Below are 17,454 nucleotides of genomic sequence, written 5' to 3'. Positions count from 1 at the left end.
CGCGCGCAGCCGACAAGCCGGCCGGTCACGCAGCCGATCCGGCATCGTCGTCGGCCGACAAGCCTGCCGCTAGTGCCGACGCCGCCGCGCGTACGCCTGCGCGCGCACGCGATGCCGCGGCGCCCGACGCCGACACGCCGCCCGGCGGCGCGAGTCTTGCTGCCGCGCAGGCGCGCGTGGCCGATGCCGACCACTGAATTGCCCAGCGATCGTGCCGCGCGCCGCGCGGCCGTTTCCGAACCTGTCTCCCAAACGATATGAACACTCCCGCTCCTACCGGTTTCCGTTGCGGCATGATCGCGATCGTGGGCCGCCCGAACGTCGGCAAGTCGACGTTGATGAACGCACTCGTCGGCCAGAAGATCAGCATCACGTCGCGCAAGGCGCAGACGACCCGCCACCGCATCACCGGCATCAACACGTTCGACGACGCGCAATTCGTGTTCGTCGACACGCCGGGCTTCCAGACCCGTCACAGCACCGCGCTGAACCGTTCGCTGAACCGCGCGGTCACGTCGACGCTGACGTCGGTCGACGTGATCCTGTTCGTGATCGAGGCCGGCCGCTTCGGGCCCGACGACCAGAAGGTGCTCGACCTGATCCCGCCCGGCATGCCGACGCTGCTGATCGCGAACAAGATCGACCGCGTGAACGACAAGGCCACGCTGTTCCCGTTCATGCAGAAGGTGAGCGAGCTGCGCGAATTCACCGAGCTCGTGCCGCTGTCGGCGCAGAAGCCGGAAGACATCAAGCGCCTGCTGGACACGATCAAGCCGTACCTGCCGGAAGGCGAGCCGATCTACGGCGAGGACGAGCTGACCGACCGCAGCTCGCGTTTTCTCGCGGCCGAAATCCTGCGCGAGAAGGTGTTTCGCTGGACCGGCGACGAACTGCCGTACACGAGCACCGTGCTGATCGACAAGTTCGAGGAAGAGGGCCGCCTGAAGCGCATCTTCGCGACGATCCTCGTCGAGCGCGATTCGCACAAGGCGATGGTGATCGGCAAGAAGGGCGAGAAGCTCAAGCAGATCAGCACCGAGGCGCGGATGGACATGGAAAAGCTGTTCGACGGCCCCGTGTACCTCGAGACCTTCGTGAAGGTGAAGAGCGGCTGGGCCGACAACGAGGCGGGGCTGCGTGCCTATGGGTACGAATGACGCGCTGACGTCGACCGAAGACGCGGTGACGGCCGGCGCGAACGACGCGCCGCTGCCGGCACCGCCCGAACCGCCGCGCAAGGCGCGGCGCGCGACGTCTCGCACGTCCGATTTCCGCGTCGCCGAGCAGCCGGCGTTCGTGCTGCACAGCTATCCGTATCGGGAAACGAGTCTGATCGTCGACGTGCTGACGCGCGACCACGGCCGGCTCGCGCTCGTCGCGAAGGGCGCGAAGCGCCCGCACTCCGCGTTGCGCGGCGTCTTGCAGACGTTCCAGCCGCTGCTGCTGTCCTGGTCCGGCAAATCCGAGGTGCGCACGCTGACGGGCGCCGAGTGGGTCGGCGGGATGCTGCCGCTCGGCGGCGACGGGCTGTTGTGCGGTTTCTACGCGAACGAGCTGCTCGTGAAGTTCTGCGCGCGCGAGGATCCGCAGCCGCCGCTGTTCAATCATTACGTGCTGACCCTCACGCGCCTCGCGCACGGCGAGCCCGCGGTGCAGGTGCTGCGCTCGTTCGAGCGCGTGCTGCTGCGCGAGACCGGCTATGCGATGGCGCTGAACCGCACGGTTGCCCGCCGCGCGGTCGAACCCGAGCGCCGCTACGTGTTCGATCCGGAACGCGGCGTGCGCAATGCGGACGACGACGTGCCGTCGCACTGGCCGGTCATCACCGGGCAGACGTTGCTCGACATGGAACAGGACGATTACCATCGAGCCCAGACGGTTGCGCAAAGCAAGACGCTGATGCGCTTCCTGCTGAACACCTATCTCGGCGGCACGCCGCTCGCCACGCGTCAGATCCTGATCGACCTGCAAAACCTATGAGCTTCTTCCTGACAACGCCCACCGCCATCGACCTCGGCGTGAACATCGACCACGTCGCGACGCTGCGCAATGCGCGCGGCACGCGCTATCCCGATCCGATCCGCGCGGCGCTCGCCGCCGAAGAAGCGGGCGCGGACGCGATCACGCTGCACCTGCGCGAGGATCGTCGTCACATCGTCGACGCCGACGTGCGCGAACTGCGCCCGCTGCTGAAGACGCGCATGAACCTCGAATGCGCGGTCACGGCCGAGATGCTCGACATCGCCTGCGAAGTGCGTCCGCACGATGCGTGCCTCGTGCCGGAGAAGCGCGAGGAACTGACGACCGAAGGCGGTCTCGATGTCGCCGGCCACTTCGAGGCCGTGCGCGCGGCGTGCAAGCAGCTCGCCGACGTGGGCGTGCGCGTGTCGCTGTTCATCGACCCGGACGACACGCAGATCCGCGCCGCGCACGAAGCGGGCGCACCGGTGATCGAGCTGCATACGGGCCGCTACGCCGAAGCGCACGACGAAGCCGAGCAGCAGCGCGAATACGAGCGTATCGTCGCGGGCGTGCAGGCCGGCGCGCGGCTTGGCCTGAAGGTCAACGCGGGTCACGGGCTGCACTACACGAACGTGCAGCAGATCGCCGCGATCGACGGCATCGTCGAACTGAACATCGGCCACGCGATCGTCGCGCACGCGATTTTCGCGGGCTGGGACAACGCGGTGCGCGAGATGAAGGCGATCATGGTCGCCGCACGCGTCGCCGCGCTGCACGGCGGCGCGCGCTGACGATGCGAGGCCGCCGCGCCCCGCACGCCGTTTGCGACGTGCTTGGCCCGGCCTCGCCGGGCCGCCCCGGCGGAGACTGACATGGCGATCTATGGCATCGGTACCGACATCGCACAGGTGAGCCGCGTCGCGGCCGTGCTCGAACGCACGGGTGGCCGGTTTGCCGAGAAGGTGCTCGGCCCCGACGAATTGCGCGTGTTCCATGCCCGGCGCGCCCGCTCCGAGGCACGCGGCATCGCATTTCTCGCGACGCGCTTCTCCGCGAAGGAAGCGTTCTCGAAGGCGATTGGGCTCGGCATGCACTGGCCGATGACGTGGCGCGCGCTGCAGACGCTCAATCATCCGAGCGGCGAGCCGTACGTGGTCGCTTCGGGCGAGCTGGCCGACTGGCTGGCCGCGCGCGGCATCACGGCGCGCGTGACGGTCAGCGACGAACGCGACTACGCGGTGTCGTTCGTTGTCGCCGAAACGGACGCCGCGCCTGCTCCTGTACCTGTTTCCCGAACCTCCTCCTGACGGAATTCCCGATCTGATGAAAACGACTCCCGGCCCGGTCATGCTCGACGTCGTCGGCACGACCCTGTCGCGCGACGATGCGCGGCGCCTCGCGCATTCGAATACCGGCGGCGTGATCCTGTTCGCGCGGCACTTCCAGAATCGTGCGCAACTGACCGCGCTGACCGATGCGATCCGCGCGGTGCGCGAAGACATCCTGATCGCCGTCGACCACGAAGGCGGGCGCGTGCAGCGGTTCCGTACCGACGGCTTCACGATGCTGCCCGCGATGCGCCGCCTCGGCGAACTGTGGGATCGCGACGTGCTGCTCGCGACGAAGGTCGCCACCGCCGTCGGCTACATCCTGGCCGCCGAATTGCGCGCGTGCGGGATCGACATGAGCTTCACACCCGTGCTCGATCTCGACTACGGGCACTCGAAGGTGATCGGCGATCGGGCGTTCCATCGCGACCCGCGCGTCGTCACGCTGCTCGCGAAGAGCCTGAATCACGGGCTGTCGCTCGCCGGCATGGCGAACTGCGGCAAGCATTTTCCCGGGCACGGCTTCGCGGAGGCCGATTCGCACGTCGCGCTGCCGACCGACGACCGCACGCTCGATGCGATCCTCGAGCAGGACGTCGCGCCGTACGACTGGCTCGGGCTGTCGCTTGCCGCGGTGATTCCGGCGCATGTGATCTACACGCAGGTCGACAAGCGGCCGGCCGGGTTCTCGCGCGTGTGGCTGCAGGACATCCTGCGCGGCAAGCTCGGCTTCACGGGCGCGATCTTCAGCGACGACCTGTCGATGGAGGCCGCCCGCGAAGGCGGCACGCTCACGCAGGCCGCCGACGCCGCGCTCGCCGCCGGTTGCGACATGGTGCTCGTCTGCAACCAGCCGGATGCGGCCGAAGTCGTGCTGAACGGACTGAAGGCGCGGGCCTCGGCCGAGTCGGTGCGGCGCCTCAAGCGGATGCGCGCGCGCGGCAAGGCGCTCAAGTGGGACAAGCTGATCGCGCAGCCCGAGTATCTGCAGGCGCAGGCGCTGCTGAGCAGCGCGCTGGCGTAAGCGGGTAGGGGATGGCGCGGGTCGCGCCGTTCCGGTTGCTCCAAACGAAAAAGCCGCGCAGTAGCGCGGCTTTTTTATTACCGAGCGCGATGGCCTGATTCGGGTCGTCGCTGGAACGGATTTACACGCAACTAACGGTCAGATCCGACCAGCGCCCGTATCCAGGGGCCGCCCCACTCAGTTCACCTTCATTCGCTGCAGCTTGTTGTACAGCGTCTTCGGGCTGATGCCGAGCAGCGTCGCCGCGCGGTGGCGCGTCCCGCCGACCGCGTCTAGCGTCGCACGGATCAGCAGATCCTCGACGTCGGACAGCGGGGTGCCCACCTTGATCTGCACGCTGCTGCCGTTCAGCGCGGCGCCGGCGGAGAAGCTGGCTTCGCCCGCGCGCAGCGTCTCGATGAAGTCGCCCGATGCGTCGTACGCGAAACGCACGCGCTCCTGCAGTTCGCGCACGTTGCCCGGCCATTCGTACGACAGGCATTCGCGCACGAAGCCCGGGGCCGCGCGCTTGTCGGTCGTGCTGCGGCCGGTTGCGCGCGCATCCCGGTTCAGTTCGTCGATCTGCGCGTCCGCGATCGCGAGCGCATCGCCGTCGCGCTCGCGCAGCGGCGGCATCGTGATCGACGCCGCGTCGAGGCGCAGCCACAGATCCTCGCGCAGCGTGCCGTTCGCCACCGCTTCGCGCGCCGGGCGGCGGGTGGCCGCGATCAGCCGGAAATCGCTGGTGATCGAGCTCGTGCCACCGATCCGCATGAAGTTCTGCGAATCGAGTGCATGCAGCAGCGCTTCCTGCAGCACGAGCGGTAGTGCGGTGATTTCGTCGAGGAACAGCGTGCCGCCGCCGGCTTGCTCGAACAGGCCCGTCTCGCGGCGCTCGGCGCCGTCGAACGCGCCGCGCTCATGGCCGAACAGCACGCTGTCGAGCGACGCGCCGTGCCGGCCGGCCTGCACGAGCATGCGGCAGTCGAACGAGACGAACGGCCCCTTGCGGCGCCGGCTCAGGTCGTGCAGCGTGCGTGCCGCCAGCTTCTTGCCGGTGCCGGCTTCGCCCGAGAACAGCACGGCCGTTTCGGTGCGGGCGTTGTGCTCGATCATGTCGTACACGTGCTGCATCGCGTCGCTGCGGCCGACCAGCGCGCCGAAGCGGCCGAGATGGCGCAGCGACGCACGTAGCGACTGCACTTCGTCGATCAGTTCGTACGGGCGGGGAATCCGCGCGAGCAGGCTGCGCAGGCGCGGGATGTTGATTGGCTTCAGCAGGTAGTCCCAGATGCCGTGACGCAGCCCCTCGATGGCGCTCTCGACCGTCGCGTTGCCCGTCAGCACGATCACGGGCAGCGAGCCGTTCGGCTGTTGCTGCGGCAGGTGCTGGAGCAGATCGAACCCGCTGCCGTCCGGCAGGTTCAGGTCGACGAGCACGACGTCGGGAATCGAGCGGCCGAGCGCCGTGCGCGCTTCAGCGAGCGACGTGGCCGTGTCGACCGAGAAGCCGTCTGCGGCGAGCAGCGCGGTGAGGCCTGACAGGCTGTTGGGATCGTCTTCGACAATCAGGGCGTGTGGCATGGTGGACGCGAGTCGAGTCAAGAGAGGCGGGCTGTCGGCCAGCGGGCCGCAGCCGCATGTCGGATTAAAGACTGATTTTATGCCCCGCCGAACGCGTCACGCGCATTATTTCTCCGGCGCTATAAAACAGTTACCGATGATACAAATTGAATATCTTTACCGGTGGCTTTTGTGCTTCGCATGGCTCCGGTTTGTGGCAGCTGTTGGCGCCAGACAAACAAAAAGCGCCCCGAAGGGCGCTTTGTTCGATGCGGAAATCGCTGACGATTACGCGCGGCTGCGGTATTCGTTCGTGCGCGTATCGATTTCGATCTTGTCGCCGGTGTTGCAGAACAGCGGCACTTGCAGCTCGAAGCCGGTCGCCAGCTTCGCGTTCTTCAGCACCTTGCCCGACGACGTGTCGCCCTTGACGGCCGGTTCCGTGTAGGTGATTTCGCGAACGAGGACCGTCGGCAGTTCGACCGAGATCGCCTTCTCGTTGTAGAACACGACTTCGCAAGCCATGCCGTCTTCGAGGTAGTTCAGCGCTTCGCCCATCATTTCGGCTTCGACTTCGTACTGGTTGTAGTCGGCGTCCATGAACACGTACATCGGGTCGGCGAAGTACGAGTACGTCACTTCCTTGCGGTCGAGCACGACGACCTCGAACTTGTCGTCAGCCTTGTAGACCGATTCCTGACCTGCGTTGGACAGCAGGTTCTTCATCTTCATCTTGACGACGGCCGAGTTACGGCCCGACTTGTTGTATTCCGCTTTTGCGATGACCCATGCTTCGCTGCCGATCTGCACGACGTTGCCTACGCGGAGTTCCTGTGCGGTTTTCATAAAAAACTGTCCTGATCAAATCAAATAAATAGGTGCCTGAGCGTTGCGCAACGGCTGACGGCGCAAGCGGCGGTGCGTTCCGGTGGGCGCCAGGAGCCCAAACGCGAGCGCTTGCGTGGTCAGCCGTCGGATAACCGCTTATTTTAACTGAGATTTTGCGTATTCCGCCAGCTTTCCGGCGAGATCGCCGACGGCCGCGAGCGCGTCGGCCCAGCGGAGCGCATTCGCGTCAAGCGCGGCGCGGTGTTGCCAGAAATCGGCCCAGTCGGGCGTGCCGGCGCTGTTCCATGCATGCCAGAACCGCTCGAGCGCGGCGCGCGGCGCATCGGCGAGGCCGGCCGACAGGTGCGCGAGCGCGGCATCGAGCTTGGGCAGGTGCACGTCGTCGGCCTGCGGATAGATGTGCCACACGAACGGCTTGCGCGCCCACTGCGCGCGGACGAACGAATCCTCGCCGCGCACGAAATTGAGATTGGCGACCCACAGCAGCGGATCGTAGTCGGCCTGCGGAACGAACGCGAGGCCATGGGCGGTCAGGTTGCCGCTGCGCGCCCGTACGCCCGCCGCGAACGATTCGACCCCGAAAAAGCGCGCGACGGCGGGCGACAGGCGCCCGGTCGGCACGAGCGCGACGACCGGCGACGGGCCGTCGCGCCACTGCGCGAGCAGCGCGTCGACGGCCGGGTTTTCGTAGGCGAACAGGCTGACGACCGTCGTGCCGGGCGCCGGCGCCGCGGCGCCGGTCGCGCGCTGCCACCACGCGGCGCGGGCTGCCGGATCGGCGTCGAAGGCCGCGCGGCGCGCGTCGAGGTCGCGCTCCTTCGGCACGCCGCCGGTGCCGGCCGACAGGCCCGGGAAGAAGAACGTCTTCAGTAGCGGATAGCGTGGATGCGGCGACGGCCGCAAATGGAAATCGGCGACCCAGTCCTCGGCGCTCAGGTATTCGAGGTTGATCCACACGGGGCGGCGCGCGCGCCGCGCCATCGCCGCGAGATACGGGCCGGGCAACTCGCACGCGAACGCCTCGATCACGACATCGGCGATGTCCAGCGCGTCGCCGACTTCCGCATGCCAGTGCTCGATCACGATCGCGTCGACCGTCTGCCGCCCCGCGTCGGGATCGACCTGCGGCAGCAGGCGCGCGAACGTGTGCAGGTCATCGACGAACAGGCGAACCTGCCAGCCGTGCTCGTGTGCGAGCTGGCGCGCGACGCGCCAGCACACGCCGATGTCGCCGAAATTGTCGATCACCGTGCAGAAGAGGTCGCAGGCGATCGGTTCGCCCGGCGCGAGCGGCACGGCGGAGAGGGGGGCAGCGGTGGTGCGTGGCATCGAAGCGGGCCGGTGAATGCTCTAAACTGGCGATTCTAATAGACCCGTTCCGCGTTACAAGGCGCCCGGATCACGCATGACATCCCCAGAAGCCTCCGCTACTCCGTTCGAACCGAAGAAGATCCTTGCGCAGTTGCCGCACATGCCGGGCGTCTATCGCTATTACGACACGACGGGCGCCGTCCTCTACGTCGGCAAGGCGCGCGACCTGAAAAAGCGCGTGTCGAGTTATTTCACGAAGACGCAACTGTCGCCGCGCATCGCGATGATGGTCACGCGCATCGCGCGCATCGAAACGACCGTCACGCGCTCGGAAGCCGAGGCGCTGCTGCTCGAGAACAACCTGATCAAGGCGCTCGCGCCGCGCTACAACATCCTGTTTCGCGACGACAAGTCGTATCCGTACCTGAAGCTCACCGCGCACCGCTTTCCGCGGATGGCCTACTACCGCGGCTCGGTCGACAAGCAGAACCAGTACTTCGGGCCGTTCCCGAGCGCGTGGGCCGTGCGCGAGAGCATCCAGATCCTGCAGCGCGTGTTCCAGTTGCGCACCTGCGAGGATTCGGTCTTCAACAACCGCACGCGGCCGTGCCTGCTGCATCAGATCGGGCGTTGCACGGCGCCGTGCGTGGGCGCGATCTCCGAAGAGGATTACGCGGTCGACGTGTCGAACGCCGCGCGCTTCCTGCTCGGCCGGCAGTCCGAAGTGATGAAGGAGCTCGAGCAGAAGATGCACGCGTTCGCGGCCGAGCTGAAATTCGAGCAGGCGGCGGCCGTGCGCAACCAGATGAGCTCGCTTGCGACGGTGCTGCACCAGCAGGCGATCGAGGTCGGCAGCGACAGCGACGTCGACATCCTGGCCGTCGTCGCGCAGGGCGGACGCGTGTGCGTGAACCTCGCGATGGTGCGCGGCGGCCGGCACCTCGGCGACAAGGCGTATTTCCCGACGCACGTCGAAAGTGCGCTGACGCTCGCCGAAGGCGGTCTCGGGGAAGAGGTCGAGCCGGCGGAGGCGGTCGATGCGACGGCCGACGCGCCGGTCGACACGGTGCCCGATCAGCCTGCGGAAGAGGCGGGCAGCGCGCGCGGCGCGGCGGCAGCGTCGGTCGAGGCCGAGGTGCTCGACGCATTCATCGCGCAGCACTATCTCGGCAACCGCGTGCCGCCGGTGCTCGTCGTCAGCCATGCGCCCGCGAGTCGCGACCTGCTGGAGCTGCTGTCCGAGCAGGCCGGTCACAAGGTGTCGCTGGTGCGGCAGCCGCAGGGACAGCGGCGCGCGTGGCTGTCGATGGCCGAGCAGAACGCACGGCTCGCGCTCGCGCGGCTGCTGTCCGAGCAGGGCTCGCAGCAGGCGCGCACGCGCGCGCTGGCGGACACGCTCAGCTACGACAGCGACGATCTCGCGACGCTGCGGATCGAGTGCTTCGACATCAGCCATACGATGGGCGAGGCGACGCAGGCATCGTGTGTCGTTTATCACCATCACAAGATGCAGTCGAGCGAATACCGCCGCTACAACATCACGGGCATCACGCCGGGCGACGATTACGCGGCGATGCGGCAGGTGCTCACGCGCCGCTACGAGAAGATGGTCGAGCAGGCCGCGCAGGCGGCGGCCGTCGACGAAGCGGCCGGCATCGACGGCGAGTCGACCCGCCAGGCCGAGGCGTCGAGCCTGCTGCCGAACATCGTGCTGATCGACGGCGGCAAGGGTCAGGTCGAGATCGCGCGGCAGGTGTTCACCGAGCTCGGCCTCGACACGTCGATGCTGGTCGGCGTCGCGAAAGGCGAGGGGCGCAAGGTCGGCCTCGAGACACTGGTGTTCGCGGACGGCCGCGCGCCGCTCGAACTCGGCAAGGAGAGCGCCGCGCTGATGCTCGTCGCGCAGATTCGCGACGAGGCGCACCGTTTCGCGATCACCGGCATGCGGGCGAAGCGGGCGAAGGCTCGCCAGACGTCGCGGCTCGAGGAGCTCGAAGGCGTCGGTGCGAAGCGTCGGCAGCGGCTGCTCGCGCGCTTCGGCGGGTTGCGCGGCGTGGTGGCTGCGAGTGTCGAGGAACTGGCGAGCGTCGAGGGCATTTCGCACGCGCTCGCCGAGCAGATCTACAAGCAGCTTCACTGACGCGGCCGTGCGGCCGGCTCGTTGCCAGCGTTCTTGTGGCAGGCCGGTCGACACGGCACAATTGCGAATCCTTTACTGTCCCGCATGCCATGCCGTTCAATTTCCCGATTTTCCTGACGTGGGTACGGATCGTGCTGATTCCGCTCGTCGTCGGCGTGTTCTATCTGCCGGACACGGTGATGGGCGGCGCGCACCGCAATCTCGCGGCGGCGGCGATCTTCATCCTCGCCGCGCTGACCGACTGGTTCGACGGCTTCCTCGCGCGCAAGTGGAATCAGACGTCGTCGTTCGGTGCCTTTCTCGACCCGGTGGCGGACAAGCTGATGGTGACGGCCGCGCTGCTGATCCTCGTGCAGATTTCGCGGGTCGACGCGGCGATCGCGCTGGTAATCGTCGGTCGCGAGATCGCGATTTCGGCGCTGCGCGAGTGGATGGCGCAGATCGGCGCGTCGAAGAGCGTCGCGGTGAACCAGCTCGGCAAGTTCAAGACCGCGTGCCAGATGGTCGCGATTCCGATGCTGCTGTTTTACGGGCCGCTGCCGCTCGGCGTCGTGACGATCGATACGCGCGTGTGGGGCGAGTGGCTGATGTATCTGGCCGCGGTGCTGACGATCTGGTCGATGCTGTACTACATGAAGCTCGCCTGGCCGCAGATTCGCGAGCGCGGCGGTGCGTGAGCCGCGCCGGTGCGGCGGCGGTTTTTGTAAAAAGGGCTGGAAAAGCCCTTGACACACGAATGTGCCTTCGACATAATCTCGCTTCTCCGCTGCACGACGAAGTAAGTGTGTGACGGGGAAGCGGAAGCGGTAGCGTAGCAATACGCGGGAGTAGCTCAGTTGGTAGAGCGCAACCTTGCCAAGGTTGAGGTCGCGAGTTCGAGACTCGTCTCCCGCTCCAGATTTTTTCTGGCAGCGCGTGGTACGGCAAAGCGCTGCAGATGCAGGACACATGCGGGAGTAGCTCAGTTGGTAGAGCGCAACCTTGCCAAGGTTGAGGTCGCGAGTTCGAGACTCGTCTCCCGCTCCAGATTTTTCTGGCAGCGTGTGGTACGGCAAAGCGCTGCAGATGCAGGACAATGCGGGAGTAGCTCAGTTGGTAGAGCGCAACCTTGCCAAGGTTGAGGTCGCGAGTTCGAGACTCGTCTCCCGCTCCAAGTAATGGGGAAGCCACGCTTCCCTTTTTATTTGATGGACTTCCGGTCCTCGAATAAAAATCTGTCGCTTGCCTCACGGCATCCGGACAGTCCGCTTTTGGCGCGATAGCAAAGCGGTTATGCAGCGGCCTGCAAAGCCGTTTAGGCCGGTTCGACTCCGGCTCGCGCCTCCAGAAAAAGCCCCGCTTCGGCGGGGCTTTTCTTTTTCTGCATCGCTTTCACCCGTGTAAGAAAGTTGCCCAGAGTGGTACAAAGTCGTCTTCAACGCCTCAAGAAGCAGGTGCGCCGACTATTCGCCACAAGTTCGGCGCCCATCGACGAAGAGGCCGCGCCGTGGCGCCGTCCGGGAGGCTCGTGGGTGCGTTCCGCCCAGCTACTACACGGAGCGGATGGCGGGTCTGGCCGTCGAGTCCCGGAGATCGCGACCGGCTTTCCCGACGCGCGGGCCGGCTGATGGGCGGACTCGATCATCTGGTACCAAATCGCAGATATTTGAAATTGGCGGGGATCTTGATGGGCGATGCAGATCTGGCGCGTCCCACATATTCTTTCGGAAGCGCAATTTCCTCACGTCATTTAATAATCCGGGAGGAGGGGCGAGCGCAGCGGGTTGTCGGCGCTTCACGTTCGATAGACCCGGGCCGTTTCCGGTTTCGGTCAGTTTGGTACTGCACATGTAAATGGGCCGGGCCGGTTTCGTATGCGAAGTCACGTCCGGCTTGGCTGTGCACGATGAGTGGTGAGGAGAGCGGCGCATATCGAATCCGGATGGTTCGTTTGCCGGTGTCGCACTGATTGCCATCAACCTCGAATATTTCCACAGGCTGTTCGCAGGGTTGGAACAACACGGCTCGATATCGCTGATCGGCAAGGACGGCATCATCGTCATGCGGCAACCGTACGACGTCCGGACCATCGGTCGCGATATCGGCAAAGCCGCAACCTTTCAGCGCTTCCAGGTGGAGGCGCTTCAAAGTTGCTTTGGGTTCCGGTGTGTCGGTGCGTCTATTTAGACTCACGATTCCATGACGAATCGTTGCGCGCGAAATTTGGCAGGAAGCCATTTCGAACGGGAACACACGATGCTGCTTGCCGGCATCTTTGAATCGCCTTTCGGAGATCGATATGACTTCAGATGCGGATGAGCAGGCCACACGCGGATCGCAACGAAACTTCCTGACATGTCGCACCAGCGAACTCGAAGTGGCCTATGAAGTATCGGGCCCGCTTGACGGACCGCCGCTGGTTCTTGTCCATGGATGGCCCGATGATGTTCAGTGCTGGGACAAGACTATCGTGCACCTCGGGCTGAGTGGCCAACAGTTCCGAGTCTACGCACCCTATCTGCGTGGATCAGGGCCGACGCGCTTCTTGAATAGCGATACGATGCGCAGCGGCGCAATCGCGGCGCTGACGCTTGATTTGTCGCAGTTCGTGGAAACGCTGGATTTGACGGATGTCATTCTCGCCGGGTACGACTGGGGCGCGCGCGCGGCGTACGGCGTTGCGGCGCTGTTTCCCGAGAGAGTAAGCGGTATGGTTACCGCCGCGGCGGGCTACGCTACCGCGATGCCGGCCAACGAAATGCCCTATGAACTGGCCAACGCGTACTGGTATGAGTGGTACGTCGCCACGACGTATGGAATGAAGGCTTATCAAGAGGATCGCGAACGGTTGTGCAAATACTTATGGCACAGCTGGTCCCCCGCCTGGTCCGACAGGGAGAGCGACTTTCAAGCCATGGTCGGCTCTCTCCACAATCCCGACTGGGCCGACATCAGCCTCCATGCTTATCGACAGCGCTGGCACGATGCCCCGGGCGCAGAGCAGCACGAGCAGATAGAACGACAATTGGCGGCTTCGCCGACGATCCCTATCGACACCATCATGCTCCAGGGTGCGGAAGATCGTGACAATTTGCCAATCACTTCTGAAAACAAGGAGCGGTACTTTTCCGGGCACTATGAACACCGCCTGCTGCATGGAATAGGGCACTTCGTCCCGCGTGAGGCGCCAGACGTCTTTGCGGAGGCCATACGCGCGATTGCCGGGCGGTGAGCTTGTGATGCTGCGGCCTCGAGGCCGGGAAGAGCGGTTTTCTGCATCGCCTGGAAGCCGTCGCGCACGGTGCACACGGCGGCTACCAGCCGATCACCCATCCACCGGCTGCACCGGCGTCTCGAGCTTCAACTGATAGAACGCCGCATCGAGCCAGCGGCCGAACTTGAATCCCGCCTCCGCGATCGTGCCCGAGTGCACGAATCCCAGCTTCGTATGCAGTGCGATGCTCCCGGCATTGGTCGCGTCGATGCAGCCGACCAGCACGTGCACCTGCGCTTCGCGCGCGCGCCGAACTACTTCGCGCAGCAGCAGTTCGCCGAGCCCGCGACCGCGTTGGTCGTTGCGCACGTAGACGCTGTGTTCGACGGTGTACTTGAACGCCGGGAACGCGCGGAACGTACCCCAGCTCGCGAAGCCGAGCAGCGTGCCTGCTGCGTCGACGGCGCCGAAGACCGGAAAACCGCCCGCGCGCTTCGTCGCGAACCACGTGACCATCGCTTCCGGCGGACGCGGCCGGTAGTCGTACAGCGCGGTCGAGTTCGCGATCGCATCGTTCAGGATCTCGAGAATGGCCGCCGCGTGTTCGGCCTCGCTGCAGTCGATCAGGCGCACGTCGTCGCGCTGGGTCGGGGAATTCATACGGGTTTCTTCCTGTTTGATAAACCGGTTGCGCGCGCGCCGACGCGCGCGTCACGCGCTGCGCACGCCGGCGGCGGACGCAGCGCAGATCGCGACGACATAGCGCGCGGCATGCGACGACGGGTTGCTGAAGATCAGCGGCTGGTCGAGCCGCATGGCCAGGCAGTCTCCTTCGCGAAGCTCATGAAGCGTATCGCCCAACGTAACGTTGACGCGGCCGCTGATGATCCACACCTGCTGGTGCGGCGCGCTTTCGCGCCCGCCGCTGTCGTACGCGACGCGCGCGCCGGGCGGGAAGTCGACCTCGACGAGCTGGATCGGCGACGGCCAGCCGGCCGGCGACAGGTTGCGCCGCACATAGCCGGACGCCGGATCGCGCCATTCGGCCTGCTGCGCGCGCCGTGCGAGCGGCTGCGCGGGCGCGTCGTCCCGATCGCCGCCGAACAGCCCGGCCAGCGACACGCCGAGGCCCGCCGCGAGCTTGTCGAGCACGACGGCCGTTGGGCTGGCCGACGCGCGTTCGATGAGCGAGATCATCGAACGGCTGACGCCGGAACGCGCGGCCAGCGCGTCGAGCGTGTAGCCTCGCACGGTGCGCAGGTCACGCACGCGCCGGGCAATGCGCTCGTTGATGCCGGTGTCGTCGGCCGCGGTGATCGCTGATTCTTTCATGATGGATTTATTTTCCAGCAAACTGGAATTCGATGTCAACGACATTTTCCGTGGCGATTCAACGGGACGCGGGACGCGAATGGCTTGCCCGGTCATCGTACGCGGCGTAATATACGAAACAGCTACGTTTCGTTTAATTGGGGATATATGGGTATCATCAAGATTTCCGAGCATATGCATGAACGGCTGCGCTCGACGAGTACGGCGCTGAGCCGTTCGATCAACGCGCAGGCCGAACACTGGCTGCGCGTCGGGATGCTTGCGGAACTCAACCCGGCGCTGTCCTACGGCGACATCTGCAAGATGTTGATCGAGGCAGAGGCGCGGGGCGGCGACGTGGGGCCGGCCGAGACGGCCGCGCATAGCATCGAGCAGGTGGCGTGATGGCGAAACGCGAAATCCCGATCCGCGGTGCCGCGGAAATCGCCAAGTCACGCGAAGCCGCGAAGCTCGCGTCGCAGGTGCTGACGATGATCACCGGGCACGTGAAGCCGGGCGTCACCACCGACGAGCTGGACGCGCGCTGCCGCGAATACATCGTCAACGAACTCGGCGCGATCCCCGCGAACATCGGCTACCACGGCTATCCGAAGACGCTGTGCACGTCGGTCAATCACGTGGTCTGTCACGGCATTCCGACGTCGCGGCCGCTGCGCGATGGCGACATCGTGAACCTCGACATCGCGGTGATCAAGGACGGCTGGTTCGGCGATACGAGCCGCATGTATTTCGTCGGCGAACCGAGCGAACTCGCGCGGCGGCTCGTCGCGGCGACCTACGAGGCGATGCACGCCGGCATCCGCGCGGTGCGTCCCGGCGCGACGCTCGGCGACGTCGGCTATGCAATCCAGCAGGTCGCGCATCGCGAAGGGTTCAGTGTGGTGCGCGAGTATTGCGGGCACGGCATCGGCGACGTCTATCACGACGAACCGCAGGTGCTGCATTACGGTCGCCCGGGCACCGGCCTGCCGCTGCGGCCGGGGATGATCTTCACGATCGAGCCGATGCTGAACGCGGGCAAGCGCGACACGCGCGTGCTGGCCGACGGCTGGACGGTCGTCACGGCGGACCATTCGCTGTCCGCGCAATGGGAGCACATGGTCGTGGTGACGGAAACCGGCTTCGAGGTGCTGACCGAGGACGCGAAGCCGCAGGCGTTCGCGGCGCTGTCGGGCACGCACGCGGCCTGACGCCGGCCGGCGCCGCGAACGGCACGGCGCAGCGGCGCTTAACCGCGCGCCTTCTGCCATGCGTGTTCGACGAACACGCGGCACAGCGCCTCCATTCCTTTGCGGTCCTCGTCGTCGAAGCGCGCGGCGACCGGGCTGTCGACGTCCCACACGCCGATCAGCGTACCGTCGCCGGCCACCAGCGGCACGACGATTTCCGATTCCGACGCCGCATCGCACGCGATATGGCCGGGGAAGTCGTGCACGTCGCGCACGACCTGCGTCTCGCGGGTCTGCGCGGCCGTGCCGCACACGCCCTTGCCGAGCGCGATCCGCACGCACGCGGGCTTGCCCTGGAACGGCCCGACCACGAGCTCGGTGCCGTCGAAGAAGTAGAAGCCGGCCCAGTTCAGGCGATCGAGCGAGTGATAGACGAGCGCGGAGAAATTCGCCGCGTTCGCAGTCAGGTCGCGTTCGGATTCGATGAGCGCACGTGCCTGCTCGACGAGCGTCGCGTATTGATCGGCCTTGGAGGCGGTAGGGTCGTTGGACAGCGTGAACATGGCGGGAAAGCGATAGGGGTTGTCAAAAAGGCGCACTGAAGGCGCACTGCGCGTACCGCAGTCTACGGCACCCGTGCGTGGTCTGCAGCGCGTGGTCGTGTGTGAGGCGGCCCCGCTCAGTCGGGTTCGAGTTCGGCGAACCGCTCGGCCAGAAAGTCGAGTAGCGCCCGCACCGCCGGCAACAGCCCGCGACGCGACGCGAATACCGCATGCACGATTTCGCGACGCGGCGCCCAGTCGGGCAGCACCGTGACCAGTTCGCCGCGCGAAACCTCGTCGCGCACCATCATCGTCGGCAACTGCACGACGCCGACGCCTGCAACGGCCGCCGCGCGCAGCGCGAGCATGCCGCCCGTCACGAAGCGCGGCTCGTGATGGATTTCCGCGTGCGCGCCGTCGGGCCCGCGCAGCCGCCACACGTGCGTGGACTGCGGCACGCCGTGATCGAGGCTCGGCAGGCGCGTCAGGTCCGCGGGAACGGCCGGTACACCTTGCTCGCGCAGCAGCGTGGGGCTCGCGACGAGGCACTGGCCGCGTTCGGCGAGCACTCGCAGCGCGAGATCGCTGTCCTCGAGCGGCGGCGGGCGTACGCGGATCGCGACGTCGATCCCTTCGCCCACCACGTCGACGCGCCGGTTGGTCGCTTCCAGGTGGATCTCGACGCGCGGGCACGCGGCCATGAATGCGGCGATCATCGTGCCGACCAGCGAATCGAGCAGCACGATCGGGCAACTGACGCGCACGATGCCGCGCGGCTCCTCGTGCAGCAGCGCGATCGCCTCGTCGGCGGCATCGGCCTCGACGAGCATCGCGCGGCAATGCGCGTAATAGGTCTGGCCGACGTCGGTGACCGTGAAGCGGCGCGTCGAACGCTGGATCAGCCGCATCCCGAGCCGCGCCTCGAGCAGCGCGATGCGGCGGCTCAGCTTCGATTTCGGCATGTCCAGCGCGCGCCCGGCCGGCGCGAAGCCGCCGTGTTCGACGACCTGCACGAAGTAGTAGAGATCGTTCAGATCCCGCGCTTTATCGTTCATGAAATGG

17 protein-coding genes, 4 tRNA genes and 2 pseudogenes are annotated in these 17,454 nt (G+C 66.1%); 16 read left to right on the top strand and 7 right to left on the bottom strand.

Features of this window, described 5'->3' with window-relative positions:
* The 6 genes and pseudogenes from H3O04_RS12550 to nagZ form a co-directional block, all read left to right on the top strand.
* A pseudogene (locus tag H3O04_RS12550) lies at nucleotides 1-197 on the top strand (ribonuclease III); the annotation flags it as partial.
* A gap of 60 nt (nucleotides 198-257) precedes the next feature.
* Nucleotides 258-1,157, top strand: coding sequence for a GTPase Era (gene era, locus H3O04_RS12545; RefSeq protein WP_006476493.1), 900 nt, complete (start codon nucleotides 258-260; stop codon nucleotides 1,155-1,157).
* Nucleotides 1,144-1,980 (top strand): DNA repair protein RecO, encoded by an 837-nt coding sequence (gene recO / locus H3O04_RS12540; RefSeq protein ID WP_006476492.1) that lies wholly within the window; start codon nucleotides 1,144-1,146, stop codon nucleotides 1,978-1,980. The genes era and recO overlap by 14 nt, the downstream gene beginning before the upstream one ends.
* Nucleotides 1,977-2,753: a pyridoxine 5'-phosphate synthase gene (gene pdxJ, locus H3O04_RS12535; RefSeq protein WP_011544945.1), complete on the top strand. Its 777-nt coding sequence runs from the start codon at nucleotides 1,977-1,979 to the stop codon at nucleotides 2,751-2,753. The genes recO and pdxJ overlap by 4 nt, the downstream gene beginning before the upstream one ends.
* Before the next feature lie 81 nt (nucleotides 2,754-2,834).
* Nucleotides 2,835-3,269 carry a holo-ACP synthase gene (gene acpS / locus H3O04_RS12530; RefSeq protein ID WP_023475505.1) on the top strand — a complete coding sequence of 145 codons (435 nt, stop codon included), beginning with the start codon at nucleotides 2,835-2,837 and terminating at the stop codon, nucleotides 3,267-3,269.
* Between the two features lie 16 nt (nucleotides 3,270-3,285).
* Nucleotides 3,286-4,314 (top strand): beta-N-acetylhexosaminidase, encoded by a 1,029-nt coding sequence (gene nagZ, locus H3O04_RS12525; protein WP_202587805.1) that lies wholly within the window; start codon nucleotides 3,286-3,288, stop codon nucleotides 4,312-4,314.
* A 177-nt stretch (nucleotides 4,315-4,491) separates the two neighbouring features.
* On the opposite strand, the gene H3O04_RS12520 is transcribed toward nagZ, so the two are convergent.
* The 3 genes from H3O04_RS12520 to earP all read right to left on the bottom strand — a co-directional run bounded on the left by H3O04_RS12520 (nucleotide 4,492) and on the right by earP (nucleotide 8,034).
* Nucleotides 4,492-5,877, bottom strand: coding sequence for a sigma-54-dependent transcriptional regulator (locus tag H3O04_RS12520; protein WP_011694227.1), 1,386 nt, complete (start codon nucleotides 5,875-5,877; stop codon nucleotides 4,492-4,494).
* A 267-nt stretch (nucleotides 5,878-6,144) separates the two neighbouring features.
* Nucleotides 6,145-6,702 carry an elongation factor P gene (efp, locus tag H3O04_RS12515; protein ID WP_006476487.1) on the bottom strand — a complete coding sequence of 186 codons (558 nt, stop codon included), beginning with the start codon at nucleotides 6,700-6,702 and terminating at the stop codon, nucleotides 6,145-6,147.
* A gap of 138 nt (nucleotides 6,703-6,840) precedes the next feature.
* Nucleotides 6,841-8,034, bottom strand: coding sequence for an elongation factor P maturation arginine rhamnosyltransferase EarP (gene earP / locus H3O04_RS12510; RefSeq protein WP_011694228.1), 1,194 nt, complete (start codon nucleotides 8,032-8,034; stop codon nucleotides 6,841-6,843).
* Between the two features lie 76 nt (nucleotides 8,035-8,110).
* Here earP and uvrC point away from each other — a divergent pair, with 76 nt between their 5' ends.
* The 8 genes and pseudogenes from uvrC (at nucleotide 8,111) to H3O04_RS12470 (ending at nucleotide 13,367) form a co-directional block, all read left to right on the top strand.
* Nucleotides 8,111-10,156 carry an excinuclease ABC subunit UvrC gene (uvrC, locus tag H3O04_RS12505; protein ID WP_011544950.1) on the top strand — a complete coding sequence of 682 codons (2,046 nt, stop codon included), beginning with the start codon at nucleotides 8,111-8,113 and terminating at the stop codon, nucleotides 10,154-10,156.
* An 89-nt stretch (nucleotides 10,157-10,245) separates the two neighbouring features.
* Nucleotides 10,246-10,833, top strand: coding sequence for a CDP-diacylglycerol--glycerol-3-phosphate 3-phosphatidyltransferase (gene pgsA, locus H3O04_RS12500; protein WP_011544951.1), 588 nt, complete (start codon nucleotides 10,246-10,248; stop codon nucleotides 10,831-10,833).
* A gap of 144 nt (nucleotides 10,834-10,977) precedes the next feature.
* Nucleotides 10,978-11,053, top strand: a tRNA-Gly gene (locus tag H3O04_RS12495).
* Between the two features lie 53 nt (nucleotides 11,054-11,106).
* Nucleotides 11,107-11,182: transfer RNA gene (locus H3O04_RS12490), tRNA-Gly, on the top strand.
* Nucleotides 11,183-11,233: 51 nt separating this feature from the next.
* A tRNA-Gly gene (locus H3O04_RS12485) sits at nucleotides 11,234-11,309 on the top strand.
* A 99-nt stretch (nucleotides 11,310-11,408) separates the two neighbouring features.
* Nucleotides 11,409-11,482, top strand: a tRNA-Cys gene (locus H3O04_RS12480).
* 576 nt (nucleotides 11,483-12,058) lie between these two features.
* Nucleotides 12,059-12,268: pseudogene (locus H3O04_RS36090) on the top strand (diguanylate cyclase); the annotation flags it as partial.
* A 166-nt stretch (nucleotides 12,269-12,434) separates the two neighbouring features.
* Nucleotides 12,435-13,367 carry an alpha/beta fold hydrolase gene (locus H3O04_RS12470; protein ID WP_202587803.1) on the top strand — a complete coding sequence of 311 codons (933 nt, stop codon included), beginning with the start codon at nucleotides 12,435-12,437 and terminating at the stop codon, nucleotides 13,365-13,367.
* A 93-nt stretch (nucleotides 13,368-13,460) separates the two neighbouring features.
* Here H3O04_RS12470 and H3O04_RS12465 read toward each other — a convergent pair whose 3' ends face one another.
* On the bottom strand, nucleotides 13,461-14,009 hold the full coding sequence (locus H3O04_RS12465; protein WP_202587802.1) for a GNAT family N-acetyltransferase: 549 nt from the start codon (nucleotides 14,007-14,009) through the stop codon (nucleotides 13,461-13,463).
* Nucleotides 14,010-14,060: 51 nt separating this feature from the next.
* Complete coding sequence (locus H3O04_RS12460) at nucleotides 14,061-14,681, bottom strand: helix-turn-helix domain-containing protein (RefSeq protein WP_202587801.1); 621 nt, start codon at nucleotides 14,679-14,681, stop codon at nucleotides 14,061-14,063.
* A gap of 147 nt (nucleotides 14,682-14,828) precedes the next feature.
* Between H3O04_RS12460 and H3O04_RS12455 the strand changes: the two genes are divergently transcribed.
* Together H3O04_RS12455 and map are read left to right on the top strand one after the other, a co-directional pair.
* Nucleotides 14,829-15,065 (top strand): ParD-like family protein, encoded by a 237-nt coding sequence (locus H3O04_RS12455; protein WP_011694229.1) that lies wholly within the window; start codon nucleotides 14,829-14,831, stop codon nucleotides 15,063-15,065.
* Entirely contained in the window at nucleotides 15,065-15,871 is an 807-nt protein-coding gene (map, locus tag H3O04_RS12450; protein WP_175831308.1) for a type I methionyl aminopeptidase, read from the top strand. The genes H3O04_RS12455 and map overlap by 1 nt, the downstream gene beginning before the upstream one ends.
* A 38-nt stretch (nucleotides 15,872-15,909) precedes the next feature.
* On the opposite strand, the gene H3O04_RS12445 is transcribed toward map, so the two are convergent.
* Nucleotides 15,910-16,413 carry a GAF domain-containing protein gene (locus H3O04_RS12445; protein ID WP_202587800.1) on the bottom strand — a complete coding sequence of 168 codons (504 nt, stop codon included), beginning with the start codon at nucleotides 16,411-16,413 and terminating at the stop codon, nucleotides 15,910-15,912.
* Between the two features lie 116 nt (nucleotides 16,414-16,529).
* A complete protein-coding gene (locus H3O04_RS12440) occupies nucleotides 16,530-17,447 on the bottom strand; it encodes a LysR family transcriptional regulator (protein ID WP_202587799.1) in 918 nt (305 codons plus the stop codon).
* Nucleotides 17,448-17,454 lie beyond the last annotated feature (7 nt).

Origin of the sequence: Burkholderia sp. KCJ3K979, assembly GCF_016759955.1 — a bacterium.
Taxonomy (GTDB): Bacteria; Pseudomonadota; Gammaproteobacteria; order Burkholderiales; family Burkholderiaceae; genus Burkholderia; species Burkholderia orbicola.
The sequence above is the reverse complement of the archived record's forward strand: the minus strand, read 5'-3'. Positions and strand labels throughout refer to the sequence as shown.